The organism is Dactylosporangium sp. CA-092794 (genome assembly GCF_050948465.1).
GTDB lineage: Bacteria > Actinomycetota > Actinomycetes > Mycobacteriales > Micromonosporaceae > Dactylosporangium.
On the sequence record NZ_CP192044.1, the window covers coordinates 12,638,950 to 12,662,387 of the forward strand.

General features: G+C 67.9%; 26 protein-coding genes and 1 tRNA gene. 13 read left to right on the forward strand and 14 right to left on the reverse strand.

Annotated features, from left to right (window positions below):
* Positions 1-60: 60 nt before the first annotated feature.
* The 9 genes from ACQPXD_RS54755 to ACQPXD_RS54795 form a co-directional block, all read right to left on the reverse strand.
* A complete protein-coding gene (locus ACQPXD_RS54755) occupies positions 61-303 on the reverse strand; it encodes a hypothetical protein (RefSeq protein WP_432832919.1) in 243 nt (80 codons plus the stop codon).
* Complete coding sequence (locus ACQPXD_RS54760; RefSeq protein ID WP_432832921.1) at positions 300-1,253, reverse strand: hypothetical protein; 954 nt, start codon at positions 1,251-1,253, stop codon at positions 300-302. The genes ACQPXD_RS54755 and ACQPXD_RS54760 overlap by 4 nt, the downstream gene beginning before the upstream one ends.
* Positions 1,250-2,086, reverse strand: coding sequence for an SAM-dependent methyltransferase (locus tag ACQPXD_RS54765; protein ID WP_432832922.1), 837 nt, complete (start codon positions 2,084-2,086; stop codon positions 1,250-1,252). Before ACQPXD_RS54765 ends, ACQPXD_RS54760 begins: the two co-directional genes overlap by 4 nt.
* Positions 2,087-2,099: 13 nt before the next feature.
* Positions 2,100-3,095, reverse strand: coding sequence for an SAM-dependent methyltransferase (locus ACQPXD_RS54770; protein WP_432832924.1), 996 nt, complete (start codon positions 3,093-3,095; stop codon positions 2,100-2,102).
* A 217-nt stretch (positions 3,096-3,312) separates the two neighbouring features.
* Complete coding sequence (locus tag ACQPXD_RS54775; protein ID WP_432832926.1) at positions 3,313-4,263, reverse strand: hypothetical protein; 951 nt, start codon at positions 4,261-4,263, stop codon at positions 3,313-3,315.
* A gap of 50 nt (positions 4,264-4,313) precedes the next feature.
* Positions 4,314-5,060 carry a GOLPH3/VPS74 family protein gene (locus tag ACQPXD_RS54780; RefSeq protein WP_432832928.1) on the reverse strand — a complete coding sequence of 249 codons (747 nt, stop codon included), beginning with the start codon at positions 5,058-5,060 and terminating at the stop codon, positions 4,314-4,316.
* A 32-nt stretch (positions 5,061-5,092) separates the two neighbouring features.
* Positions 5,093-6,106, reverse strand: a complete 1,014-nt coding sequence (locus ACQPXD_RS54785) for an acetamidase/formamidase family protein (RefSeq protein WP_432832930.1) — start codon at positions 6,104-6,106, stop codon at positions 5,093-5,095.
* A 4-nt stretch (positions 6,107-6,110) separates the two neighbouring features.
* Complete coding sequence (locus ACQPXD_RS54790) at positions 6,111-7,523, reverse strand: APC family permease (protein ID WP_432832932.1); 1,413 nt, start codon at positions 7,521-7,523, stop codon at positions 6,111-6,113.
* Positions 7,524-7,687: 164 nt separating this feature from the next.
* Positions 7,688-7,978, reverse strand: a complete 291-nt coding sequence (locus ACQPXD_RS54795) for a hypothetical protein (RefSeq protein WP_432832934.1) — start codon at positions 7,976-7,978, stop codon at positions 7,688-7,690.
* Between the two features lie 827 nt (positions 7,979-8,805).
* Between ACQPXD_RS54795 and ACQPXD_RS54800 the strand changes: the two genes are divergently transcribed.
* The 6 genes from ACQPXD_RS54800 to ACQPXD_RS54825 all read left to right on the forward strand — a co-directional run bounded on the left by ACQPXD_RS54800 (position 8,806) and on the right by ACQPXD_RS54825 (position 13,868).
* Entirely contained in the window at positions 8,806-9,687 is an 882-nt protein-coding gene (locus ACQPXD_RS54800) for a helix-turn-helix domain-containing protein (protein WP_432832936.1), read from the forward strand.
* Complete coding sequence (locus ACQPXD_RS54805; protein ID WP_432832937.1) at positions 9,684-9,884, forward strand: DUF397 domain-containing protein; 201 nt, start codon at positions 9,684-9,686, stop codon at positions 9,882-9,884. The genes ACQPXD_RS54800 and ACQPXD_RS54805 overlap by 4 nt, the downstream gene beginning before the upstream one ends.
* Positions 9,885-10,064: 180 nt before the next feature.
* Complete coding sequence (locus tag ACQPXD_RS54810) at positions 10,065-11,339, forward strand: hypothetical protein (protein ID WP_432832939.1); 1,275 nt, start codon at positions 10,065-10,067, stop codon at positions 11,337-11,339.
* Positions 11,339-12,265, forward strand: coding sequence for a bifunctional diaminohydroxyphosphoribosylaminopyrimidine deaminase/5-amino-6-(5-phosphoribosylamino)uracil reductase RibD (gene ribD, locus ACQPXD_RS54815; RefSeq protein ID WP_432832941.1), 927 nt, complete (start codon positions 11,339-11,341; stop codon positions 12,263-12,265). Before ACQPXD_RS54810 ends, ribD begins: the two co-directional genes overlap by 1 nt.
* 92 nt (positions 12,266-12,357) lie before the next feature.
* Entirely contained in the window at positions 12,358-12,888 is a 531-nt protein-coding gene (locus tag ACQPXD_RS54820; protein ID WP_432832943.1) for a hypothetical protein, read from the forward strand.
* Positions 12,889-13,025: 137 nt separating this feature from the next.
* The gene (locus tag ACQPXD_RS54825; RefSeq protein ID WP_432832945.1) at positions 13,026-13,868 is read left to right on the forward strand and encodes a transposase family protein; all 843 of its coding nucleotides are present in this window, start codon (positions 13,026-13,028) and stop codon (positions 13,866-13,868) included.
* 2 nt (positions 13,869-13,870) lie between these two features.
* On the opposite strand, the gene ACQPXD_RS54830 is transcribed toward ACQPXD_RS54825, so the two are convergent.
* The gene (locus ACQPXD_RS54830; RefSeq protein ID WP_432832947.1) at positions 13,871-14,239 is read right to left on the reverse strand and encodes a hypothetical protein; all 369 of its coding nucleotides are present in this window, start codon (positions 14,237-14,239) and stop codon (positions 13,871-13,873) included.
* 299 nt (positions 14,240-14,538) lie between these two features.
* On the opposite strand from ACQPXD_RS54830, the gene ACQPXD_RS54835 reads away from it, so the two are divergent.
* The gene (locus tag ACQPXD_RS54835; protein WP_432832949.1) at positions 14,539-15,285 is read left to right on the forward strand and encodes a creatininase family protein; all 747 of its coding nucleotides are present in this window, start codon (positions 14,539-14,541) and stop codon (positions 15,283-15,285) included.
* A gap of 219 nt (positions 15,286-15,504) precedes the next feature.
* Positions 15,505-15,576, forward strand: a tRNA-Lys gene (locus ACQPXD_RS54840).
* Between the two features lie 80 nt (positions 15,577-15,656).
* Here the strand turns inward: ACQPXD_RS54840 and ACQPXD_RS54845 are convergent.
* Together ACQPXD_RS54845 and ACQPXD_RS54850 are read right to left on the reverse strand one after the other, a co-directional pair.
* A complete protein-coding gene (locus tag ACQPXD_RS54845) occupies positions 15,657-16,763 on the reverse strand; it encodes an IS630 family transposase (protein ID WP_432832951.1) in 1,107 nt (368 codons plus the stop codon).
* Between the two features lie 143 nt (positions 16,764-16,906).
* A complete protein-coding gene (locus ACQPXD_RS54850) occupies positions 16,907-17,863 on the reverse strand; it encodes a phosphotransferase (protein WP_432832953.1) in 957 nt (318 codons plus the stop codon).
* 273 nt (positions 17,864-18,136) lie between these two features.
* On the opposite strand from ACQPXD_RS54850, the gene ACQPXD_RS54855 reads away from it, so the two are divergent.
* Genes ACQPXD_RS54855 through ACQPXD_RS54875 form a run of 5 tightly spaced genes read left to right on the forward strand, consistent with a single transcriptional unit; the run spans position 18,137 to position 21,424 of the window.
* The gene (locus ACQPXD_RS54855; protein ID WP_432832955.1) at positions 18,137-18,484 is read left to right on the forward strand and encodes a hypothetical protein; all 348 of its coding nucleotides are present in this window, start codon (positions 18,137-18,139) and stop codon (positions 18,482-18,484) included.
* Positions 18,481-19,749: a methyltransferase, FxLD system gene (gene fxlM, locus ACQPXD_RS54860; RefSeq protein ID WP_432832957.1), complete on the forward strand. Its 1,269-nt coding sequence runs from the start codon at positions 18,481-18,483 to the stop codon at positions 19,747-19,749. The genes ACQPXD_RS54855 and fxlM overlap by 4 nt, the downstream gene beginning before the upstream one ends.
* Positions 19,746-20,351, forward strand: coding sequence for an NUDIX domain-containing protein (locus ACQPXD_RS54865; protein ID WP_432832959.1), 606 nt, complete (start codon positions 19,746-19,748; stop codon positions 20,349-20,351). The genes fxlM and ACQPXD_RS54865 overlap by 4 nt, the downstream gene beginning before the upstream one ends.
* Positions 20,338-20,880 (forward strand): NUDIX domain-containing protein, encoded by a 543-nt coding sequence (locus tag ACQPXD_RS54870; protein ID WP_432832961.1) that lies wholly within the window; start codon positions 20,338-20,340, stop codon positions 20,878-20,880. Before ACQPXD_RS54865 ends, ACQPXD_RS54870 begins: the two co-directional genes overlap by 14 nt.
* Before the next feature lies 1 nt (position 20,881).
* Complete coding sequence (locus ACQPXD_RS54875; RefSeq protein WP_432832963.1) at positions 20,882-21,424, forward strand: topology modulation protein; 543 nt, start codon at positions 20,882-20,884, stop codon at positions 21,422-21,424.
* 62 nt (positions 21,425-21,486) lie between these two features.
* Here ACQPXD_RS54875 and ACQPXD_RS54880 read toward each other — a convergent pair whose 3' ends face one another.
* Both ACQPXD_RS54880 and ACQPXD_RS54885 read right to left on the reverse strand, forming a co-directional pair.
* Positions 21,487-22,959 carry a tyrosine-type recombinase/integrase gene (locus tag ACQPXD_RS54880; protein WP_432832965.1) on the reverse strand — a complete coding sequence of 491 codons (1,473 nt, stop codon included), beginning with the start codon at positions 22,957-22,959 and terminating at the stop codon, positions 21,487-21,489.
* 84 nt (positions 22,960-23,043) lie between these two features.
* Entirely contained in the window at positions 23,044-23,349 is a 306-nt protein-coding gene (locus ACQPXD_RS54885; protein ID WP_432832967.1) for a DNA-binding protein, read from the reverse strand.
* Between the last annotated feature and the right edge of the window lie 89 nt (positions 23,350-23,438).

Sequence of the window (23,438 nt, forward strand, 5' to 3'; positions counted from 1 at the left end):
CAGATTCACCGAAATTCCCCTGGGCACGTGGTAGGAGCGGGGCGGATCACCCGCAGTCCGTCACCCGCGAGTGCGTAGCTGTCCGCCTGCGGAAAGTCTTGGTGATTGCCGTCGACGAACGACAGCATGCCCTGGAGCCGTTCGAATACCCTCGAGCATCGTCGCGATGGTGCGGATGAACAGGTTACCGCCGTTGGCGAGCCAGAACGCTTCGGCGTAGTGCTCGACCAGCCGGTTGTACCACCAGGCGGGGTTGAGGATCACCTCGAGGCAGGGCCGCAGCAGGGCCAGGTTGACTGTCATCGCGGCTCCGCCTGCGATTTGAACGTCTGGGCCAGGTCGAACGCCGCGGTGACGAGCCGATGATCGGAGGGCCAGTCGGCCGGGTCGCCGGAAGGAATGTGAACGTGATAGCTGCGTGGATCGACGTGCGGAACCATCGCTGGGTTGGCCACCAGCCAGTCCTTGATGATGGCGCCGCCGGAGTCGACGTTGTTGTTGACCGTGGGCAACAGCCCGCCCTCGGAGCCGGCCCGCCACGCGAGTTCCGCGATGGCGCGGTACCCGCACCCGCCCGTCCGACTGTCGCCCTCCCAGGAGCCGATGAGGTGGTCTACCGCGTCGGTGTCCGTGACCCAGGCTCCGTCGGGCAGGCGGCGGCCCTCGGCGCTGCGTCGCTGGTGGCTGGCGATGGTCCAGTCTCGCTGCGGCAGGTGTGGTCCGGACGCGTTGGCATTGAGGTCGCCGCCGCCGATGACTGGCAGTCGGGTTTCTCGGCCGTATCGGGCCAGCCGTGCCGCTTCCTGCCGGCGGATCGTGCCGGAGTCGGGATGCCAGTGGTCCACCCAGGCCAGGAACTCGGCCCGGCTGTCGCCGTCTGGTGCGGTGTCGCGGACCGCGAACCGGGCGACGTTCAACTTGTCCGCGTAGCTGTAGGGGTCGTCGGGGTTCCACCACGCGCGCAGTACGAGAACGGTCGGGTCGTAGATGATTGCAGGTGGGATCGGGCCGCGCGGGCTGGCGCCGAGGACACCGACGTAGGGCACTCCGAGCGCATCGGACAGGGCCTCTGCAGCGCCGTGCAGGCCGACGTTGGCGTCGGCCCGCCAGAGCTTCGCCTCATTGATCAGCCACAACGCGGGTGCCGTGTCGACGTCGGCGGCAGCCTGCTGGAGGCGACGGAAGTCGTAGCTGCCTTCGGGGAGCAGGCAGCCGCCCTGGCAGTTGAACAGCGCCGTACCGATCCGGGTCATGATCGCCCGATCCGGGCGACCGCGCCGTAAGCGGCGACCGCGGTCGCCTCCGCTTCCGGCTTCGGGTCGAGGTCAGGCCGCCACTCGACGAGCGAACACACCCCGGGCGCCAGCAGGCTCAGCCCGGTGAAGAACTCCTCGAACTCGGCGCGGGTTCGCGCGTGGAAGGGTCCGTCTTTGCCGCGTTCAGCCAGGAGGCGCAGCCGGTCGCGCGTCTCGGCCGGCAGGGGGTCGTAGGTGGCGTGCGAGACGGCCAGATAGCTGCCGGGCGGTAGCCGCTCGACCAGCTCCGCCACGATGCGGTACGCCTGCTCGTCGTCGTCGAGGAAGTGCAGCACCGCGATGAGCAGCACAGCGATCGGCTTGCCGAAGTCGAAGGTGGCACGCACCGTGGGGTCGTCAAGGATCGTCGCCGGTTGACGGAGGTCAAGCTCGACGTACTCGGTGACCCCTTCCGGCGTGCCGACCAGCAGCGCTCGGTTGTGGACCATCACGAGCGGGTCGTTGTCGACGTAGATGACTCGGGCGGCCGGTGCGGTCTCCTGCGCGACCTGGTGCACGTTCGGCGATGTGGGGATGCCGGTGCCGATGTCCAGGAATTGGGTGATGCCCGCTTCGGCGGCCAGACTCCGGACGACCCGTTGCATGAACCGGCGATTCTCCCGGACCGAGGTGACGGTGTCGGGGTACGCCTCCGCGATGCGGTCGCCGGATTCCCGGTCGGCGGCGAAGTTGTCCTTTCCGCCGAGCCAGTAGTCGTAGCGTCGCGCAGGATGCGGGACGCTGGTGTCGATCCTGTCCGCCGGTAGGTCGGCGCCGGGTGGTGTCGTCATCTGGATTCCGGTCCTAGCGTCGAGCTGCTGTCGGTGCGCCCCGGTGGGCACGTTGGCGATCGCGGAAGCGGGCATCGTTGCGGGGGCGCGGCGGGATGCCGGGCGTGCCGTCGGCGGACCCGGCGGTGGTAACCGTCTCGGCCGCAGCCGGTCGCGGATTGCGGCCGACGCCGGCGAGGAACCCGGCGAGGAATGGGCTGTTCGACCTGTCCGGTAGCCGCTCCTGCTCGGTTGGATCAGGCCGCCAAGCAGAGACCGACACCAAGTTGGCGGGTTTGGCCAGGTGCGGATCGGGCGCGATCAGATCGAGGTCGCCGAACAACGCCCGGATGTCATGTGCACTGCGCAGGTGCAACGGAGTTGGTGTGCGCGCGTACAGCTCGTTCACGGTCTTCGTCGCGTCGGTGGTAAGGGTTGGGCTGGCATGGGAGATGACGAGCAGGCTCCCCGAAGCGGCCGGGCGCATGAACTCGCCAAGCAAGGCCGTGAGCTCGTCGGTCGTGCCGGGGACGAAGTGCAGGACCGAGACCAGCAGTACGGTGACCGGCTGGCGGAAGTCGATCAGCCGATGCGTCTGGTCATGGCCGAGGATCCCGGCCGGATCGCGCAGGTCAGCCTGGATGGCCTTGGCCCCGTCGACGTCGTTCAGGAGGACTTGGGCGTGCTTGATGACGACGGGATCGGCGTCGACGTATAGCACCCGGCCGTCCGGGTGGGCGGCGCGGACGACGTCGTGGACGTTGCCCCGAGACGGGATACCGCAGCCGAGGTCGAGGAACTGGCGAATGCCCTGGTCCAGGGCGTACTGGACGGCGCGGCGGAGGAATCGACGATTGGCCCAGGCCGCGTCTCGGATCTCCGGAGCCACCTCCAGCAAGGCGAGCGCGGCGCGGCGGTCGGCGTCGAAGTTGTGAGCGCCGCCGAGGAGGAAGTCGTACATCCGCGCGGCGTTCGGCCGGGACATCCCGATGCCCGGTGGTGTCCCGTTCGCCTGTTCAGCGCCGACCATCACGCCTGCTCCCGTCGGGGTGGGGGTGTGCCGCCGTGCTACGGGGGGTTGCGGCAGCGGCACACCCCCTGGTGCGCCGCCATGACCACAGGCGGAGGCGCAGGCGCACAGGGCCTGTCGCGGTGGTCGGGCGGCGTCGGCCGCTCGCCGGCCGAGCCGATTCGGCGAGCAGCAGGATGTGGCCGGGGCGAGTTCGGGGCGCGGTCATGGTGGTTCCTCAGCCCAGTCCGGGACGATGGGCTTGTTCGATGAGCAGGAGGTAGTAACGGACCAGGCCGTCCGGTACGGGTAGGTATTCGTGGGCGCCGATCGAGCGCTGTTCGGAGGCCAGTAGGCGGCCGCTGTTCGGGTCGAACAGGAGGGTGTACTGGACTCCGTGGCCGACGAGGCTGACCGCGATGCCGACGCGGCCGAGGCGGTCGGTCGCCACGGGGTGGTAGGTAAGACCGTCTAGGTCGGCCAGGACCCGAAGGACGGCTTGCCGCGCGGGCAGGGCAACGTAGTGCGCGGTGTAGAGCTCGTCCACGGCGCGCAGCGTCGCCTGTGGCCCGTCGGGCATCGGATCGGCGGCGGCGAGCTGCCGGGCCAGCGCGGTCGGCTCCGTAGCGATCGGCCCAGCGATCGGGCTGCGGAGGTTGCCGGCGGCGTACGTGGTCCGCTTGGTATGGCCGCGCGCGAACTCATCGTCCGTGGTCCGGTAGTTGAGGTCGGCGGCCTTGAACGTGTAGTCCGGCGGGTTCTCCACGTCGAGCCCTAGGCCGGAGCCGTCTGCGGCTTCCCACCGGCGGACGTCGAGTGCGAACACCGCCGGGGTGTTCTCCCGCATCCCAGCCGGCGCGGGTGTGCCGGTCGTGCTGAGGCTCCAGAGTCGCTGGTGGTGGTACACGTACCCGGTGGTCGCATCTTCGGGCGTCGCGACGACGGCTGCGGCGAGCCTGATGAGGGCGTCGTGCGCAGATGCCGGTCCCGGATCGGAGCCCGCGCTCGGCACCACGGTCGGGGACGATGCGGCCGGGTATGTTCGGTCAGCGCCGCTGCCGGGGACCATCAATGCCGGAGCGCCCGCGGTGAGGAGAACCGCCAGCACGATCAACACCGGCGCGAGGCGGGGCCGCGTGGGCTTTGTAACTGACGTGCTCGGCTCGAGCGCCGGGAGGGTGACGGGCACAGCGGACGTGTCGGGAGCTGGCATCGGCCGCCGAGAGCCGTGGTCGAGGGTCATCGCATCGCCGCCACAGCGAGGTCACCGCGACCGGCGTCCACCGCCGTTACCACCGCCCTGACCGTCGCCTCGTCGTGCTGCTCGACGACGTAGCGCAGCCACTCGGTCAGCTCTCGTGTGGACCGGCCGTCGTACAGGAACTCGGCCAGTTCCAGCGCGGCGGTCAGCCCGCACAGGGCGACGGTCTGATTGTCCGGTGGGGTGCGGTGCCGGCCCTGCCGTTCGTGGTAGGCCACTGCGTCGCGCACGTGAGCGCGGGCGCGTACGGCGTAGCGCTCGTGCACAGGCAGGTGCGCCTCGGTCTTGACCAGCCCGGCGTATCGGCGGATGTGCGTCCGTCGCAGCAGCCCGATCATGATGAGGTTGGCTCGGACACGCTCCGGGAGGTCACTCGCGGCGAACACGCGTAGCCACGTCCGGAGTTGATCGCTTCCAGCGTGGATACGGGCGACGCGCTCCACGGCCGCCAGGGCGGAGTCGGTCAGCGGGTTCGCGGTCGGGCCGGGCTTGGCCACCACGAGCTGGCCGGGTGCTTCGCGCCACTGCTGCTGCCGGTAGTCGAAGGCCCAACCGATGTGGATCCGATCGGTGAACCACAACTCCAGCAACAGCGCACCGGCCAGCCCGATCGCGAGAGACTGCTCGTTGATGAGCTGTTTGCCGGTGTCGTCGTCGTGGGCCAGCAGGTACAGCTCGGCGTGCAGCGGTAACACCGCTGCCGGGTCGATTCGGGTCGGATGCACGGGGCGTGCCTCGCCAGCGGTCGCGTAGGTGGTCATCGGACGCCGCCGCCGGGTGTCGGCCGCGGTGTGGCGCGCAGCCGCTCGTGGGCGCCGCCGTAGGCGGCTGCCGTGCCGAGCAGGGCCTTGGGCATGCGGGCGAGCATCGTGTAGTTCGGGTCGCACACGTTGCCCACCGGCGCGGTGCCGGCCTGCGCCACCAACTGGTAGGCGTCCAGCAGACCCAGGCCGGTCAGCTCGGCCACCCACTGCACGAGGTCGTGCTGGCTGATCCGGAACGCGTCCTCGAGGGGCCGGGCACAGCCGATGGAAAGCAGGCCGTCGCTGGTCTCCAGGCGCGGTGTCGGCGTGGCCACGCCTTTGATCACGTCGATGGTGATGGTGGTGTGCATCGCCGTCTCGACCGCGACCCCGGAGGTCTCGCCCTGGCCCTGGCGGGCGTGGCCGTCGCCGAGCGCGAGCAACGCGCCGTGGACGAACACCGGCAGGTACAGCGTGGTGCCGGCCCGCAGCTCCGGCGTGTCGAGGTTCCCGCCGTGTACGTCGCTGGTGATGGTGGAGATGACCTGGAAACCGGCGGGGGCCACGCCGACGGTGCCGTGCATCGGCTCCAGCGGCAGATCCAGGCCGTAGTCGCTGTCGCGGGCCTGGAACCGGACCGTCCCGGCGGTGGCGTCGATCGGGTACATCCACACCCGCTCGTCCAGGGGCGGCTGCAACGTGGCGGTCGTGTGGGTCGAGGTGAGGGCGCCGAAGTGCGGGAACGTGGACGACACGCCCCAGTCCCGGGCCGGCGCGATGTCCAGGAAGTGCACGGCCAGGGTGTCGCCGGGCTCGGCACCGTTGATGTAGAACGGGCCGGTGACCGGGTTGAGATACGGCATCTGGCATACCCGGGTGGGCAGGTCGTCGATCGTCTTCACGGCGCCGCCGAAGCAGTCTTCGGTGTAGACGCTCAGGACCTGGCCGGGGTGCAGATCGCGGACCGGTTGCCGGCCGCCGAACGTGTAGGCCAGCTCGGCTGGCTTCGGCTCGTACAGGTCGCTCACCGGTTCACACCGCCTCGCGGACCGGGCTGGAATGCGGCTGCACCGGTTCCATGCCGGACAGCCTTGGCCGGCGGCCGGTCGCGTACATGATGGCCAGCACCACGACGCCGAGGCCGATCCAGACGAAGCCGAGCTTCTGCGCGGCGATGTTGGCGTTCCAGATGACAAAGCCAAGGATCGTCGCGCCGATGGCCGGCATGACGAGGTGCGCGAACAGGCTCCGGCTGCGGCGGCGGAACACGAAGTAGATGATCACCGCGAGGTGCAGCAGCAGGAACGCCGTCAGCGCCCCGAAGTTGATCATGCTGGAGAGCAGGCTGATGCCGTCGGCGCGGCTGTTCATGTAGAGGCCGAGCGCGAGGCTGACGGCGGCGACGAGCAGGATGGCGTTGCGCGGGACGTTGTGCTTGCGCGAGACCTTGCCCAGGAAGCTCGGCAGCTGCCGGTCGCGGGCCATCGCGTAGAGCAGCCGCGAGATCGCGACCTGCGCGACCATCGAGTCAGGCAGGCCCCAGGCGATGGCGGTGGCGACCGCGCACAGCGTCGCCACCCAATGCCCGCCGGCTGCCTGGGCGGCGTCGTAGAAGGCGGTCCCGTTCGGGTCGCCGTTGGCGATCAGGGCCTGCGGGTCCGGGGTCAGGATGGCCGCCAGCCAGGTCTGGGCGATGAACAGCACGCCGGCCAGCAGCAGCGCTCCGGCCATGGCCCGGCCGACGAACTTGGCGCCGCCACGGCTCTCCTCGGCCAGCATGGAGATGCCGTCGAAGCCCAGGAAGCTGAGCACGGCGACGGCGGTCGCCGCGAGCACGATCGACGGGGTGAAGGTGTGCGCGTTGTAGAGCGGCTCCCAGGTCCAGTGGCCCTTGCCGGTGAGCACGGCCCAGGCGCCGACGGCGATGAAGATGCCCAGCACGGCCAACTCGCCGAGCAGCATGAGCCAGGTGAACCGGGCGGTCATCTTGATGCCGAGGGTGTTGATGATCGTGTTGGCCAGGACGAAGGCGATCAGCCACAGCCACACCGGCACCGCCGGGACGGTGGCGTGCATGGCGACCGAGGCCACCAGGTACAGCAGCGACGGCACGAGGATGTAGTCGAGCATGATCGCCCAGCCGGCCACGAACCCGAACGGGGCGCCGATCCCTCGGCCGACGTAGTTGTACACCGACCCGGATAGGGGGAACGCGTTGACCATCCGCGAGTACGAGAACGCGGTGAAGATCAGCGCGACCATGCCGATCGCGTACGCCATCACCACCATGCCGCCGGAGGCGGAGAACACGGCGCCGAAGATGGCCATCGGCGCGATGGGCACCATGAAGATCAGCCCGTACGCGAGCAGGTCGCGGAACCGCAGAACTCGACGGAGTTCCTGCTGGTAACCGAACTGTTGCAACTCTTCAACCGGATACGACACCGGGGAATCCTTCCGCCGTTGGCTTCATCGAGGGATGTTCAAGTCGGTGCCCGGCAACGGGCGAGATTCGGGCGTATCTGCCGCCTTGATGCGAGGCGAGACGGCGGCCGGGCGGGGTGCGCAACCCGCCGCCGCGCCCTCCGGCAGCGACGGCGGGTGCAGCTTCATGTGGGACGCATGAACCGGATGTCGTCGAGGGTGCCGCCGACCTCGATCCGCTCACCGAACTGGCTGAGGACTGCGGCAACGACTGCAGGCGCCGCGTCGAATTCAGACGCCGAGGAGCCGCTGGACGCGTACGCATAAACCCGCTGCTCGATCACTGCTGCGTTGATCGGCCACAGCCGGCAGCCACACAGGCTCACATACTCGCGGCCAGGCGCGGTGGAACTGCCGGGAACGAAGCGCTGACCGCAGCCGCAGAACAGCCGGCCATACAGCGGATAGCGGTCCACAGAACTGGCGCTCCGCGGGCGGCCGGCCCTGGCGAACGGGGCCGTCGCAGCTGAGGTAGCGAGACCACGAGGCGCCATCGCGCCAAAAGGCCGCGGTTGTCCGCGGCGACTCTGAGACTGTCGCGGCCGGGTACGGACGATCTTCACCCGCTGGGGTGAACCTCTTCGGACGGCGATCGCGCGCTGCCGGCGTCGCAGACGAGCGCCCCACCGTGCCGCGTCGACGTCGGCAGGATTCACGCCTGCGGCAGCAATGATCGTGGCAGCATGGACGCGCGACCGGCAGTCTTCGGTCCCACACGATCGGCATCGGCCCGCGCTGTCCCGCTGGTGCAGTCGGTAGACCTGAAGTGCAAGTGCGTACCTCGGCGAGATCCGCAGCCCGCATAGGACGTTGGTAGCTCGGTGCGGCGCCGGCTTCACGAGGCGGACTGTGGCGAACTGCTCGCCAGGCGATGCTGGCCAGGCGAGGCGTACGGTCGGTGGCTGTGTCCCGTGAGCCGTCATCACGCCTCCTTGGCACCGGTCGGATTGGCTGGTCGGCGGGTCCGACTGTCGTGCGATTCGTAAACCGCGGCATCGATACGTCGCGTGTCGTGTGCCTACGATCACCGACAGTCCACAAGCGCGGAAGACCGACTTAATAGGAGACTTATCAGGGGAGTTAGCCGGAGACGTGCCTCTGACCTGCGGTTTCTTGGCGTCAATCACGGACCGGTCGGCGGTTACCGCCGAAAACCGGGGTTACGCTCTGGCCGCACCAGACAGTCCGCGACGGCCGGACAGTCGCGTTGCATCGCCAATCTCTTCGCGCCGGAGGTTCGTTGATGATCAGCCCACACGTGCGCCGCCAACGCCTCGCGAGTGAACTGATCAAACTTCGGGAGGAGCATGGTTACTCCACCCAGCGGCTAGCGATGAAGGTCGGCATACCGCGGCAGCGCATCAGCCAGCTCCAGAACGGCCATCTCAGCCCAGACCTCGACGACATCATCCGGATCTTGGACGTGTTCAACGTCGGCGAGCGCCGCTGGGAAATGATCATGTCCATCGCCCGTGATGCGCAGGGACGAGGCTGGTGGGAGAAGTACCGCGAGGAGATGGGGCCTCGGCAGGCGTTGATCGCCGACCTGGAAGCCGGCGCCCGTTCGATCGTCGAGTACCAGATGACCTTGCTACCCGGTCTGCTGCAAACCCCGGCATTCACCGAAGTCCGCGCACGAGCTGACCGCGGCGCGTATCCCGAGCACTTCGACCCCAGCCGCGCGCTGGAGGCTCGCGCGATGCGTCAGCGCGTCCTCGAACGGGCTGGCGGCCCCACCTACGAGGTCATCATCGACGAGCTCGCTGTCCGCCGGCATGCCGCCCCACCCGAGGTAGTCCGCGGGCAACTCGACCACCTGGTCGAACTCGGGCGCCATCGCAAGAAGATCACCATCCGGATCCTGCCGCTGTCCTCGTCGGTACCCGGGCACGTCGTGCCACGATCGTCGTTCTTCACTTACCGCTATCCCGATCCGGGTGACCCCATCGTGGTCGCCGTGGACACACTCCTCGCCGACGATGTCCTCACCGACCCGGCTATGGTCAGTCCCTATATCGACCTGTTTAAGCGCATTCAACAGGCCGCTCTCAGCCCCACCGACAGCCTCAACTTCCTCGCCAACGTGGCCGAGGAGCTGCCCAGATACCCAGGGAGTCATCGATGAACCGCGACAAGTTCACCAACTGGCGCAAATCCCGTCGCAGCGGGGGCGGAGACAACTGCGTGGAGGTGGCGTTCGCCGACGACGGAACCGTCGGCGTCCGCGACTCCAAGAACCGCGACGGCGCGCTCCTCGAGTTCACGCCAGGTGAGTGGGCCGCGTTCACCGGCGGCGTCCGAGACGGCGAGTTCGACGCCTAGCCAAGTCGCCCAGCATCGCAGGGCTCCCCTCTCGCCGGCCCGCTGTCGTCCGACACGACGCCAGCCGCTTGAGAGCGGGTGGCCACGCTGCGATGCTGGGCGTACCGGCATACCCATCAGCGCATCGGCCCCGAAACCTTCGGGCACGCGACACGCAGGAGCGCCGCGAGAGGGGGAAGCATGGCGCACGACGGCGCCACCGTCGCACGCAATACCAAGCTGACCAGGGCGCGGTGCCGGGTGTCGTCCCCCTCCGGGTCGGGGCAACCAATGTCGCGGCAGGAACTGGCCGAAGCCGTCAACGCCTACCTATGGGCGACGTTCCACCGGCGAACCAGCCTGGACGCCAGCTATGTCGGCAAGCTGGAGAACGGCAAGCATCGCTGGCCGCATGAGCAGTACCGACAGGCGTTCCGTGCCGCCCTTGGAGTCGAGACCGACGCTGAGCTCGGGTTCTATCCCACACGTCGGCGGGCACCGACGGCCTCCAGTCCTGAGGACCGGGGAGCCCCTGACCTAGATGGGTCGGACGGCGGGTCGCGCGTGTTCATGATCTCGTCTGACGAGGCCGCCGAGATGCTTGCGCACCTGCAGGAGCAATGGCACAGCCTCGTTCGGGCCGACAACCTCTTCGGTCCACGCCACGCACTCACCGGCGTCGAAGCCCAGCTCGCCGTCCTTCAGGAGCTGATGAACGCCGACGTCGACGAGTTCCGCATCCCCACCGTCCGTCTGGCAGCTCAGTACGCCGAGTCGGCGGCGTGGTTGCACGAGGACGCTGACGACATGGAACGGGCACGGTATTGGACCAGCCAAGCGATGGAGTGGGCCTACGCGGCCGGCGACCACACGATGGTGTCGTGGACCGCGTACCGGCGCAGTCAACAGTTGACGGCCGACGGGCTTGCAACCCAGGCCATCGGATTGGCGCAAGCCGCACGCCGCGACGAAGACCAACTGCCCGGTCCCATGCGTGCGGCTATCCGCGTTCAAGAGGCCATCGGCTTTGCGCTGCGGCAGGATGAAGACGCAGCCCAGCGGCTTCTTGATGAAGCACAGAGCTGGGCCGGCGACGACCGCAATGGCGACGCGCGGGGCGGACACGGCTCGTTTTGTACCAGCGGCTACATCGAGGCTCACCGCGCTCAGTGCCTGGTCCTCCTACGGTCGCCGCGGCGGGCGATCGGACATTACGAGCAGGCACTGCCTGCGCTCGCACCGGTGTATCGCCGCGACCGCGCCGCTGCATTGGCTGGCAAGGCAAGTGCCCACGCCGCCGCCGACCAGCCCGAAGAAGCTGCCGCCGCAGCTCGCTTGGCCTTACCTATGGCCCGACGCGCCGGCTCCCGGCGAATCGTCCGCCGTCTCGCCGCTGTCGGCACCACGCTGCACCCTCACCGGCACCTCGAAGCGGTCGCCGGACTGCTGCACGAGCTGAACGAGGTCGCGAGCTGATGCCGACACCCCAAGAGATCGGCGCGATGCGCCAAGCCATAGCCCTCTCTACGCTGGGACTAGGCACCACCAGCCCTAACCCGCCGGTTGGCTGCGTCATCCTCGATCGTCACGGCCAGCAGGTCGGCGCCGGCTTCCACCGACGCAAGGGGGAACCCCACGCCGAAGCGAACGCCCTAGAAGCGGCTGGATCACGGGCAGCCGGAGGCACAGCCATCGTCACCCTGGAACCTTGCAACCACGTGGGCGTCACTCCCGCATGCCGGCAACTCCTACTCGATGCCGGCGTCTCACGTGTCGTTATCGCCCTCATCGACCCCACCTCGCGGGGCGACGGAGGCGCCGCAGTGTTGAAGTCAGCCGGCGTTGACGTCGAAGTTGGCGTCCTCGCCCACGAGGCGCAAACAGTCCTTGGTCCGTGGCTCACCGCCACAGCAAGGAGACGGCCATGGGTGGTCTGGTTCCCGTTGCCGCTCGAGGACGCCGACGATCCCGCTCATCTACTCGTCACACGGGAGCTACGCCAACAGGCCGACATTGTGGTCTGTCCGGACGGACTTATTCTCGAAGGCATTCCTGGCGGCCACGGGGTGGGCCGATTGCACTACCCCACGAAGATTGACTCTACGAATCCAACGATGTTCTTGAGTCAACTATTCGACGGCGGAACGCGAACGGCGCTCATCGTTGGCGCTGCACCGTTCGCACAAGAACTACTCGCGGCGAATGCAATAGATCGAGCTGTGATCGAACTACCGCGTACCCGTTCCCCGTTCTTCGGCGCTGGCGGCGTTCCATGCATTCCGACATACGGTTTCCGTGTCGAGACGGTCACCACAACGGCAGACGCCATTCGAATCACCATGCTGCGAGATGCGACCGACGGTATTTCTGAATTTAACCCGGGCATTTGGGGTGAACAATAATGCCCCGCCATCCGGATACAGCGGCGACGCCGAATCTCCGGCTTCAGGGCGCTCGGCGTCGCCTCCCCTCGCCGCTGCGGCCTGGAAAGTGCATGTCGCGATCAGAGTTCGTTACAGCGGTCAACAACCGCCTCCACGCCGACGGAGTGCTCGATGCGGACGTCGATTACGACTACGTCGTAAAGCTGGAGGCCGGCAAACATCGTTGGCCTCGCGACGAGCGCCGGCGGTCGGCCATACGAGCGGTCCTGCACGCAGGCTCCGATGCTGAGATTGGCTTCCACCGCGAACGACGGAGCAGGGCAGACGAAAAAGACCCGAGCTCCACCGGTCCGGACGCGAGCCTTGCTGTCGCGAAGAGCGACATCCGACCCGGCGACCGCGAGTCGTTGGAATGGCCACCGGATGTCTGGATGCGGATGCTCGACGGGTTGGCTGCGACTGCGGCGATGCACGGACACGCTGGCCTATATCCGGTCGCGGTCGATCAGGTTCGACGGCTGGGCAACGCCTCGGTGCCTGATCAGCCGCTACATCCTGACTTTGCGGTCGCCGACGCGCGTTGGTCAGAGTTCATCTCTTGGCTCTGCGACAACGAAGGTCTCGACGACGCCGGTCAGTGAGGTGATCTCACCAAGTTCGATAGTCGGAGGTGTGACGACACGGACTTTGCGCACATAGCGGACGATGCGAGAGATGGACGTGGAGCCATCGGTAGACAGGTTCTTGCGACGGAATCGATCTACCGAGAGGGCTCCACGTGCTTGCCTATCGTGCCACGCTCGACGTGCCCAGGGAACTCGTCCAGCATGTCGCCGGCCTGCTCCGCGCGGAACGACGTGCCCGCGGAACCCGGCGCAACACGCGTCGGCTCACCTGCTTCTACCAGGCGATGCTGGCCCTGGTCTGGTTCCGCAAGGGCGAGGACAAGACCACCCTCGGGGCCGGGTTCGGCGTGTCCCGGGCCACCGCGTACCGCTACATTGCCGAGGCCGTCGCGGTCCTGGCGGCCCAGACGCCCACCCTGCACGACGCGCTCCGCCAGGTCGCCGCCGACGGCTGGTCCCACGTCATTCTGGACGGCAAACTCTTCGACACCGACCGCCTCGCCGAGACCACCACCAGCGTCAAAGGCGTATCCATCGACGCCTGGTACTCCGGCAAACACCGCGACTTCGGCGCCAACATCCAAGCGATCATGCGCCCGGACGGACTGCCGATCTGGACCTCCGACGCAATGCCCGGACACCTGCACGACCTCACCTGCGCCCAGCACCTGGACATCACCGGCGCCCTGTACTGGGCAGCGTCCACATTGGACCTGCCGACCCTGGCCGACTCCGGCTACGACGGCACCGGCCTGGGCATCCACACCCCGGACAAGCAACCCGCAGACGGCCGGGCGCTCGCGGTCGACAACCGCGCCCACAATCTCCTGCTGCGCTCAATGCGCTGCCTCGGCGAACGCGGCTTCGCCATCCTCACCGGACGCTGGCGGACACTCCGCCACACAACCACCAGCCCCCGCGCACTCGGCGACATCGTCGCCGCAGCGCTACATCTCACCCACTTCGAATACCGCCACCTACCGCAGACTCGTTGAGATCACGTCAGTGGCTCGCCCGGGCCTTCAGCCGCGCGGTAGAGGCGAAAGATCCATATCTTCAGGCTTATGTCCTGATGCGGCAAAGCCAGCGAGCTGTGGACGATGGCGACGCCCTTGTCGCCATCCGCTTCGCCCGGCGAGCCTTGGATGGGCCTCCGCTGCCGCCGAAGATTCACGCCCTCTGCCTGGCTCGACTCGCAGAGGCCCTGGCCCTCACCGGCGATGATGCCAGCTTGGACCTGGGTCTCACGGCCGATCGGCAGGTCCTCGGGCCCCATGATGACCCGGCCGACTCCATGGCCCGGCACTGTGACCACCGGTACCTCATGGCGGCCCGTGCCCGGTGCGCATATCTTCTCGGTGACCACAACAGCTCGGCCGCGATGCTCAACGAGGTCTTGTCCGTAGACTCGCCGGCTGCACCGCTAGACACTGGCGTATGGCTCGCTTACCTCGCGGAGAGCCTGAAATGGCAAGATCCCGAACGGGCGGCAGACACTGGCCGCGACGCCCTCGCTTTGGCCCATCGATCCGGATCAGCGCGCGTCGTACGGGCCCTCCTCCCGCTGGCCATCACGTTGCGTCAGCACCGTGGTCGCGAGCCAGTTGACCGTTTCCTGGTGGCGCACCATCAGGCTCTGGCCGCAAGGCTGGCAGGATCCAGAGCGTGATTCTGACGCCGAGCACCACCGCCGCCGATGTCCGTCGCCACCAGCCTTCCATCGCTGTACTGCCCGTCGGCAGCTTCGAGCAGCATGGCGACCACCTGCCGCTGGCCACCGATACTGTTGTGGCGACGGCGATCACGGCCAGCATCGCGGCAGCGTACAACGTGCTTGCCCTTCCCCCGGTGACCGTCTCGTGTTCACACGAACACGCCGGGTGGCCCGGGACCGTCAGCATCACTCACCAGACCTTGTCGGCAGTGGTGACAGACATGGCCGCCTCGCTAGCCGCTCAGGGGATCAGGCGGCTCGCGCTGGTCAACGGTCATGGCGGCAACTACGTCTTGTCTAACGTCGTACAGACGGCTAATGCGTCCGCCAAAGGCGCCATGACGCTGTTCCCAACGCGGCTCGACTGGGACCGCGCCCGTAAGGCTGCCAGCCTGGAGACAACAGCACACGACGACATGCACGCTGGGGAACTTGAGGTCTCCATCCTTGCTGCCGTATGGCCGGAGTCCGTACAGGAGGGCGCGTACGGTGACGATCACCTTGCTGGTGACCGATCTATGCTCCTAGTACACGGTATGGCCGGCTACACCGACAGCGGCGTAATCGGCCGTCCATCGGCCGCAACTGCAGCTAAAGGCAAGGCCATCCTTAAAAGCCTCACCGCATCCTTCGCCGACCATCTGGCCGCCCTCGAGCTGCCCAGTGACGTTGCTATGGTCCCGGGCGCTAAACCGTGACACGTCTTGCCCTCCTGCCGTCCGACGTCGCGGACTCTTCCCGGGTTCGTCTCGATGAGGACGCCGTTTCCATGGCGCCAAGCGGCCCGTCGTCACGCCGCATGCACCATAAATCTCGATGGCGCCACGCTCGGCCGGCCCGGCTGGTTCTCCTAAACCGCCGGGATGGGAAAGCCGCGCGACTGGCTCGCGAGGTCTCAGGTAGCCTTGTTGGGCGGCGGGCCGCTAGCTCAATGGCAGAGCTGAGGACTTTTAATCCTTAGGTTCGGGGTTCGAGTCCCCGGCGGCCCACAAATAGTGGCCATGACCAGCATGTATAGATCGTCGTCAAAGTAATGCGCGTCGATTTCCCGCAGCACATCGCACCCCGCCTAGTGTTCCGAGTCGTTGATGAGTTGATTAAGTTTGGTGCAGTAGTTGGCGAGGTTGTCGAGGATCTCGTCGGCGGTCTTGACCCAGACGAAGGGTTTCGGGTCGGCGTTCCACGCCTCAATCCAGGCGGTGACGTCGGTTTCGAGGTCTTTGACGCTGCGGTGGCTGCTGCGGCGGAGCTTGCGGCGGGTGAGTTCGGCGAACCACCGCTCGACGAGGTTGAGCCAACTGCCGGAGGTGGGGGTGAAATGCAGATGGAAGCGGGGATGTGCGGCCAGCCAGGTCTTGATTGCCGGGGTCTTGTGGGTGGCGTAGTTGTCGCAGATGAGATGCAGGTCCAGCTCGGATGGGGTGTTCGCGTCGATGGTCTTGAGGAACCGCAGGAATTCCTGATGCCGGTGCCGGCGTTGGTGCTGGCCGATCACCTGGCCGGTGGCCACGTCCAGCGCGGCGAACAGACTCGTGGTGCCGTACCGGATGTAGTCGTGGGTCTGCCGGCCGGGCACGCCCGGCATCATCGGCAGTACCGGCGCGCTGCGGTCCAGGGCCTGCATCTGGGACTTCTCGTCCACCGCGAGGACCATGGCCTTGTCCGGCGGGTCGAGATACAGCCCGACGACGTCGCGGACCTTCTCGATGAACTGCGGGTCCTTGGACAACTTCCAGGTGTCCACCAGATGCGGCTTGAGCCCGAACGCCCGCCAGATCCGCGAGATCGCTGTCTGGTTCAACCCGACCGCCGCAGCCATCGAGCGGGTGGACCAGTGGGTGTCGTTGCCGGTCGGCGCCTCTTCCAGGGTCTTGGTGATCACGGCCTCGATCTGCTCGTCGGTAATCTTCCGGGCCGCGCCCGGGCGAGGCTCGTCCGACAGGCCCTCCAGGCGGTCCCGCACGAATCTGGCCCGCCACTTGTTCACCGTCTGCGGCCAGATCCCCAACGCCGCGGCCACGTCCTTGTTGTTCGTACCTTCCGCGCACGCCAACACGATCCGGGCCCGCAACGCGAGAGCTTGCGCCGTCTTCGCCCGGCGAGACCACGACAGCAACGTCTGACGCTCCACATCGGACAGTACAAGCTCCGCCTTCGGGCGGCCGGCACTCGGCATAGACAACACGCTACATCATTTCAACATCGAAACAACGACTCACGACACTAGTTGTCCGCCGTCCGCGGAGGGCCACGGGGCTCCCCTCCGCAGTCCAGCAACTCGGCGTCGCAGACGCGGTCAGCCCGGACCCGAGCGCGAAGCTAGTTGGCGGCGGTGAACGCGTCGGTGGCTGCTTCGAGGTTCGCTGTCCACCAGTGCAGCAACTCCGAGGCGGAGACGAAGAGGTGGTCACAGGACGTGTCGGACCTGCCGTAATGGAGTTCGAGCTGCCACAGATCGTTGCTGAGGCGCTCCCACCACAGGCGGTGGACCGCATTGGCAAGGTCAGGGCTGGAGATTGGTCGGTGACGGCGGTAGCCGGAACTGAAGGCGGCAACGCGGGCAAGGTCTAGTCCTCGTTCGTCGCCGTATCCGAAGAGCAGGGTCGCGGAGCGGGCCACTTCGAGCCCGAGGGGCCGAATGTCAAGACGGTCCCAGTCCAGTACTGCTGACACGCGTCCCTTGTTCCACAGGATGTTGAGGTGCTGGAAGTCGCCGTGCGTATAACCACAGGGCCCAACCAGTGTTTCGCCGGCGGGGTGTAGATGGGTCGCCTGTTCCAGTAGCCGCCGACGGTGGTGCAGTTGCGCTTCGACGTAGCGGTCAAAGTTGTCGGGAGTGGCCTGTTGGCCAATCAGGGACAGGTAGCGATTGATCTTTGCGCGTGCGGTCGGGAGATCAGTCACAGGGACTAGAAGGCGGTCCGGTGCTGGTTCCAGGACGTCGGCGAGCGCCAAGTGCAGCGCAGCCAGCAACTCCCCAAGGGCGGCGGCTTCGGCCAGTGTCAGACTGTGCCCTGCACGGTGGACACCGGTCACCCACGGTAGAACGGCGTAGGCTGCGCCATCGATGAAGACCACGCTGTCGTCGCCGGCGAGGACCGGCGCCGGTACGGGTAGGTCGAGACCGGCCAGTGTCGCGGCGGCACGGTACTGCTGGCGTGCGACCTCGGGGCCGACGTCGAGAAGCTGCTTGACCGCCCATACGCCGGCCGCGGTGGTGACCCGCCAGTTGCGGTTCATCAGACCCTCGGTGATGACGGCGACCCGCGTGATCACGCCTAGTTAGAAAGCGGCAGCCACCTGGTGCAGGGCGCTCGGGACCGGGTACGGGCAGCGGGTCACTTTCGACCGGACTGGACTGCACTGCTCCACTCATACCAGCCAGGCCCTCCCGTGGGCGATGCGGCGTGTTGTCGACACGCTCTCGGCGTGTCGGACACACGTTCGAGAAAGGTCGGCGTGGACGGTGTTACGACAGCCGCGACGGCACTAACGTACCGAGACGTCGCCGGTCGTCGGGTGACCGGCCGTGGTCGAGCGGGGGCATCGATGGGTGAGGTGGCGTTGCCGCGTCCACGGGTGCGGCAGGCCCTCGGTAACAGCGTGGATATCACCGTCGGCGATGAGCCGGGGGTGTTGACGGTTGCCCGTGGACCGGAGGGTGCACCGTGCTGGGTACAGCTGCGGGCGGGTGTGCACGAGTCGGCGTTGGCGGGGCTCGCGGACGCGGTGGCGACGGCGCTCACGGTCGGCCTGCAGCATGGTGTTCCCGGGGCCGCGCTGGCGGACGCGCTGCAGCTTGCCGGGATCGTTACTCCTGGCGAGCACGCCGCAGACCTGCTGGTCGATAGGGACGTCCCGGCGGATCGGGCAGGCGTAGTGGTGGTGGGCCAGTGAGCACGGGTGTTGAGGTGGTCGACGAGCCGGCGCGGCTGCGGCACGACCTGGTCCGTACGCTGGTCGAGGCCGGCTGGTTGCAGGATGCGGCGGTGATGGCAGCGCTGCAGAGGGTGCCGCGGCATCTGTTCGTGCCGCACGTGCCTGTGCGGCAGGCGTACGCCAACGACGTCGTACACACCAAGTTCGGTCCGGACGGCCGACCGATCAGTGCGGCGTCGCAGCCGCGGATCGTGGCCATGATGTTGCAGCAGGCCGCGCTGCGGCCCGGTGACCGGGTGCTGGAGATCGGCGCGGGCACGGGCTACAACGCGGCGTTGCTCGCCGAGTTGACGGGACCCAGCGGGCACGTAACGACCGTGGACGTCGACGCGGACCTGGTCGACGCGGCGCGCGCTCACTTGGCCGCCGCCGGATACGGCACGGTGGAGGTGGTGTGCGGGGATGGCGCGTTGGGCCACCCGGCCGGGGCGCCGTTCGATGTGCTGATCGCGACGGTCGGCGCGTGGGATATACCCACGGCGTGGTCAGAGCAGGTCGGCGACGGCGGCCGGCTCGTTGTGCCGCAGCGCATTCGTGGCGGGATCAGCCGGTCCGTGGTCTATGAGCGCGACGCGGCGGGGCGGTGGGCCAGCGTCGATCACCAAATGTGTGGGTTCATGCCGTTGCGCGGCGGCGCCGCCGACGATCCTTGTGCCGCTGTCGACCTTATCGGGGATGGTCAGGTGCGCCTCGATGTCTACCAGGAGCAACGCGTCAATTCGGGCGCGCTGGCTGGCGTGCTCGGCAGGCCGCGGGTGCAGCGGCGGACCGGTGTGCGGTTCGGCGGTGCCGAGTCAGCGGAATGGCTGTGGCTCTGGCTGGCCTGCACGCTGCCCGGCGGCCTGTCGCTGCTGCACGCCGACCAGACGGCCCGCGACGCCGACCTGGTGGTCCAGCCGTACGGGCTATGGCCGATGGCCAGCACCAACGGCGCAGCGCTCAGCTACCTGACCGTCCTCGACCCGCTCGACGGCGGCAACGGTGTCGAAGTCGTGGTCGTCGGTCACGGCGCCGGCGGTGACGACCTCGCCGACCAGATGGCCGCGGAAGTCGTGCGCTGGCACGAGCGGTACCGCGACAAGAGCGTGCACCTGTTCTTCGAACCACTCACTGCACCAGGCCCAGTGGCGGGCGAACTTCGCGACGTCGCGCGTGGGCAGTTCCTGTTCACGATGCCGAATGGCCGGCTCACGGTGCGGTGGAACGATGGAGGGTTGGCGTGACCGTGCTCGACATGCGAGCGGCGTTGCGCGGTGTCGTGACGAGGCTGGTGCCGTTCGACGAGCGGGAGGCGGCCGACCGCAGTGCGGTGATGGCCTGGATCGACTCCGGTGCGGATCTGTATCGGAGGGTGCCACCCGACCGGCCGCCCCAGCACCTCGTCACGTACTTCCTGCCCTTCGACTCGGCCACCGACCAGGTGTTCCTCGTTGCGCATCGCAAAGCCGGACTTTGGCTGCCGCCCGGCGGGCACGTCGAACCCGGCGAGGCGCCGTGGGCGGCCGTCGAACGTGAAGCCGATGAGGAACTGTCCGTCGCCGCCCGTCCGCACACGCTGACGCCCGACCGGCAGCCGCTGTTCCTGACCGTCACGGAGACCGTCGGTCCAGGCCAGCACCATGACGCCACGTTGTGGTTTCTGCTTGCTTTGGACCGTGAGGCACGGATGGCGCCCGACCCGGTCGAGTTCACCGGCTACGGCTGGTTCCGTCGCACTGACGTGGCTGCCTGGCCCGCCGGCCGAAGCGACCCGGAGATGCCCCGTGCCCTGGCCAAGCTAGCCTCCCGACTGCACCTTCGAGAGCCCGGCCATGGCGACCGGTGACAACCGCCGCCTGACCGCCACGCACGACCCAGTGACGGCAGCCAGGAAGGAGCCGTACCTGGTGCCGGTTGACGTTCTGCTGCTCTATACCCGCGTCGGTCCGGACGGGACTGAGTTGCTGGTCGGGCTGCGCCAGGGCGGCTTCGCGTCCGGGCACTGGGATACCGTCAGCGGCAAGCTCGAGCCGGACGAAGCGCTGCAGCAGGGCATGGCGCGGGAGGCCTTCGAGGAGACCCGGCTGCGGGTGCCCGCAGACGAACTGCGGCTGGTCGCGGTGGCCCACTGGCATCCACCAGACGGCACACCCCGGGTGGGCATGTTCTTCCACCTGGAGGCTGATCCCGGCCGCCACGGTGAACCGGTCATCGCGGAACCGGGTAAGTGCCGCGAACTGCGGTGGGCGCCGATGACCGCGCTGCCGACGCTGCTGCTGCGGTACACGGAGATCGGCATCGACCTGTACCGGTCGGGGCGGCCGTACACCTCCGTGGACTGGCCCGACAGCACCCAAACCTTCGGCGGGCGGTGACATGCAGCGGGTAGCGATCATCGGCGCGGGCGGAGCCGGCAAGACCGTGCTGGCCAACCAGCTCAGCGTGCTGCTCGACCTCCCGGTGACGCACCTGGACGCGCTGCGGTATACGCCGACGTGGCACCTCGTGCCGGAGGACGAGTTCGCCGCGGCCCAGCGGGTAGTCACCGCGACGGACCGGTGGATCATCGACGGGAACTCGCTGGCGAGCATGCCGATCCGGTTCGCCGCCGCCGACACCATCGTGTTCCTCGATCTGCCCGCCCGGGCCTGCCTGTGGGGCGTGTTGCGGCGACGCTGGCGCTACCGCGGCGGACAGCATGCCGACGGCGTTCACGATCGGATTACCTGGTCGTTTCTGACCTACATCGTGCGGTTCCGGCGCCGGACGGGTCCAGCTGTGCGCCGGTGCATCGCCGACTACGGGAGTCACGCCGTTCTCGTGGAGCTCACCAGCCGCCGTCAGGTGCAGCGGTGGCTAGCCCACCTCCACCGGCGAGCCGGCCATCTTGTGTCCGGCGAGATGGCCGAGGACGGTTGACGCGCACAACGTGCCTGGCTGGGCGGGTGCGGCTGCAGTAGCGGGATGCGCGGTCCGCCGCGTCATGCCGCCCGTTGCCGTCGGCGGGGTACCAGTGCAGCGGCGGCTTCGGCCTTGGCCCGCTCCACCTCGAGTTCGGCGATGACGGAGGTGTAGGTGTCACCGGTGATCGTGATCGAGGAGTGGCCGAGCAACTCTTGGACGTCCTTGAGGTCGGCCCCAGCGGCCTTAAGGAACGTCGCGGCGCAGTGCCGCAAGTCGTGCAGGCGGATCGGTGGGAGCCCAGCGTCGCGGACGAGCCGTTCGAAACGCCCGGTGACCGTCTCGGGGTGCCATGGCTGACCGCCGGGCTGGACGAAGAAGAATCCGGTGTCGGGCCATGCTGCGCCGCCGACCAGCTGCCACCGGGCGCGGCGGGCGTGGTAGGCGTGCAGCGCGGCGAGAGTGAAGCTGTCCAGTGACACGACGCGGTTGCCGGACTCGGTCTTCACGTTCTTGACCATCGGCCTGTAGCCGAGCGTGGCCATCTGCTGGGAGATCGTGACCAGGGCGTTGTCGAGGTCGACAGCGGCGTCCGGCAGCCCGACGGCTTCACCGCGGCGCAGCCCGCGGTGCAGGATCAACACGTACAGCGGGTAGAGGACGATGTCGTGGTCCTCGGCGTAGTCGAGGAACTCGCCGGCCTGCTGCGGGGTCCACACCATGACGGCGCTGGGCCGCTCGCCGGTGGCGCGCCAGTGCTGCACGGCCTTGTCGGTCCAGACGCGCGCCTTCGGCCGGGCGCCGGAGGGCAGTTCGACGTGTGCGGCCGGGTTGAAGTCGATCAACCGGTTGTTGCTCTTGCGGATCGCGTCGTTGAGCGCTTTGCGCAGCGTGGCGCGGATGCGCTGCATGGTGGCCGGCCCGGTGGTCCTGGCGCCCCGCACGGCCGCCCGGACTTCCGGGTCGTTGCTCTGCCTGGCGATCTCGATGGCGGTGTTGCGGTCGGCGATCGCGGTGAACATCGCCTCGATGTGCTCGACCCGCAGCTTCTCCAGCGGGATGCCTCCGAGGTGCGGGACAAGATGCACCCGGATGTGCGACTCGTAGGCGCGCACGGTGCCGGGCTCGATCGTGCGCCGCGAGTCCAGCCATTGTGGGAGGTACTCGGCGAGGGTCATGGCGACCGTGGCGGGAAGCCCGGCTCGGACGCGTTTGGCGACCATGTCGCGGTCCGGTAGCGGCGACCCGGACTTGACGGCTTTGAGCAGGTCGGCGATCTCGATGCCGAGGGCGGCGTCGTCGCCGGCGAGGGCGAGCAGTTCGTTGGCCTTGTCGAGGTCCTTCGCGGCCTCGTCGCGGCTGTCGAACGTGATACGGCGCAGTTGCCGCCGGTCGCCGGCGGCGGTGGGTGGGAGTTCGAGCTGGTAGCCCCACCGCCCGTGGGTGGGACTCCACGATCCGCCGGCCCGGCGCAGGTGCGGGCAGGCGTTGCCGAGTTTCTTACCGTTGGCGTCCCGGCAGGCGCAGCGTTTGAAAATGGATCCTTCCGCCATGGTGGGTTGGCTCCCTGGTTATGGGGCAGCTTGTGGGCTGCGGATTCGATACGGGGTGATCGACGCGTGCCTTCCGCGATGTGGTCAAGTCGCGGGTGCCCGGTCGGTCGGTGGGATGTCGTCGGGCGGTTCGTCGTCGCCGACCGGCAGGTGCAGCGCCTGGAGGATGGCCGCGACCGGCACGCGGTAGCGGCTGCCGAAGCGCAGCACGCTGACCGGGAACTGGTCGCGTTTGGCCAGGTCGTAGGCGGCAGCGCGGGAGAGTCCGAAGATCTGTGCCGCGGTCGCCACATCGGTGACCAGCCCGAGTGCGCGGATCCGCTGCTGGGTCCATACCGACGGCGACTGTGCGTCGCCGGCGGCCGAGGAGCCGGTGTCGTTGGTGGGCACGAGTTGTGCTCCCTTCATTTGTGTAAGGGCGGGTATGGGCATCGCGGTGCATCCGATGGATCGGATTGACGTGCTGTAGGAGATCGAGC

Bases quoted from the DNA above. Each gene is read 5' to 3' on its own strand.
- ribD (WP_432832941.1), top strand. From the start codon at position 11,339: ATGCCGACACCCCAAGAGATCGGCGCGATGCGCCAAGCCATAGCCCTC.
- ACQPXD_RS54875 (WP_432832963.1), top strand. From the start codon at position 20,882: ATGCAGCGGGTAGCGATCATCGGCGCGGGCGGAGCCGGCAAGACCGTG.
- ACQPXD_RS54820 (WP_432832943.1), top strand. From the start codon at position 12,358: ATGTCGCGATCAGAGTTCGTTACAGCGGTCAACAACCGCCTCCACGCC.
- ACQPXD_RS54805 (WP_432832937.1), top strand. From the start codon at position 9,684: ATGAACCGCGACAAGTTCACCAACTGGCGCAAATCCCGTCGCAGCGGG.
- ACQPXD_RS54760 (WP_432832921.1), bottom strand. From the start codon at position 1,253: ATGACCCGGATCGGTACGGCGCTGTTCAACTGCCAGGGCGGCTGCCTG.
- ACQPXD_RS54870 (WP_432832961.1), top strand. From the start codon at position 20,338: ATGGCGACCGGTGACAACCGCCGCCTGACCGCCACGCACGACCCAGTG.
- ACQPXD_RS54855 (WP_432832955.1), top strand. From the start codon at position 18,137: ATGGGTGAGGTGGCGTTGCCGCGTCCACGGGTGCGGCAGGCCCTCGGT.
- ACQPXD_RS54845 (WP_432832951.1), bottom strand. From the start codon at position 16,763: ATGCCGAGTGCCGGCCGCCCGAAGGCGGAGCTTGTACTGTCCGATGTG.
- ACQPXD_RS54800 (WP_432832936.1), top strand. From the start codon at position 8,806: ATGATCAGCCCACACGTGCGCCGCCAACGCCTCGCGAGTGAACTGATC.
- ACQPXD_RS54765 (WP_432832922.1), bottom strand. From the start codon at position 2,086: ATGACGACACCACCCGGCGCCGACCTACCGGCGGACAGGATCGACACC.
- ACQPXD_RS54880 (WP_432832965.1), bottom strand. From the start codon at position 22,959: ATGGCGGAAGGATCCATTTTCAAACGCTGCGCCTGCCGGGACGCCAAC.
- ACQPXD_RS54810 (WP_432832939.1), top strand. From the start codon at position 10,065: ATGGCGCACGACGGCGCCACCGTCGCACGCAATACCAAGCTGACCAGG.
- ACQPXD_RS54770 (WP_432832924.1), bottom strand. From the start codon at position 3,095: ATGGTCGGCGCTGAACAGGCGAACGGGACACCACCGGGCATCGGGATG.
- ACQPXD_RS54755 (WP_432832919.1), bottom strand. From the start codon at position 303: ATGACAGTCAACCTGGCCCTGCTGCGGCCCTGCCTCGAGGTGATCCTC.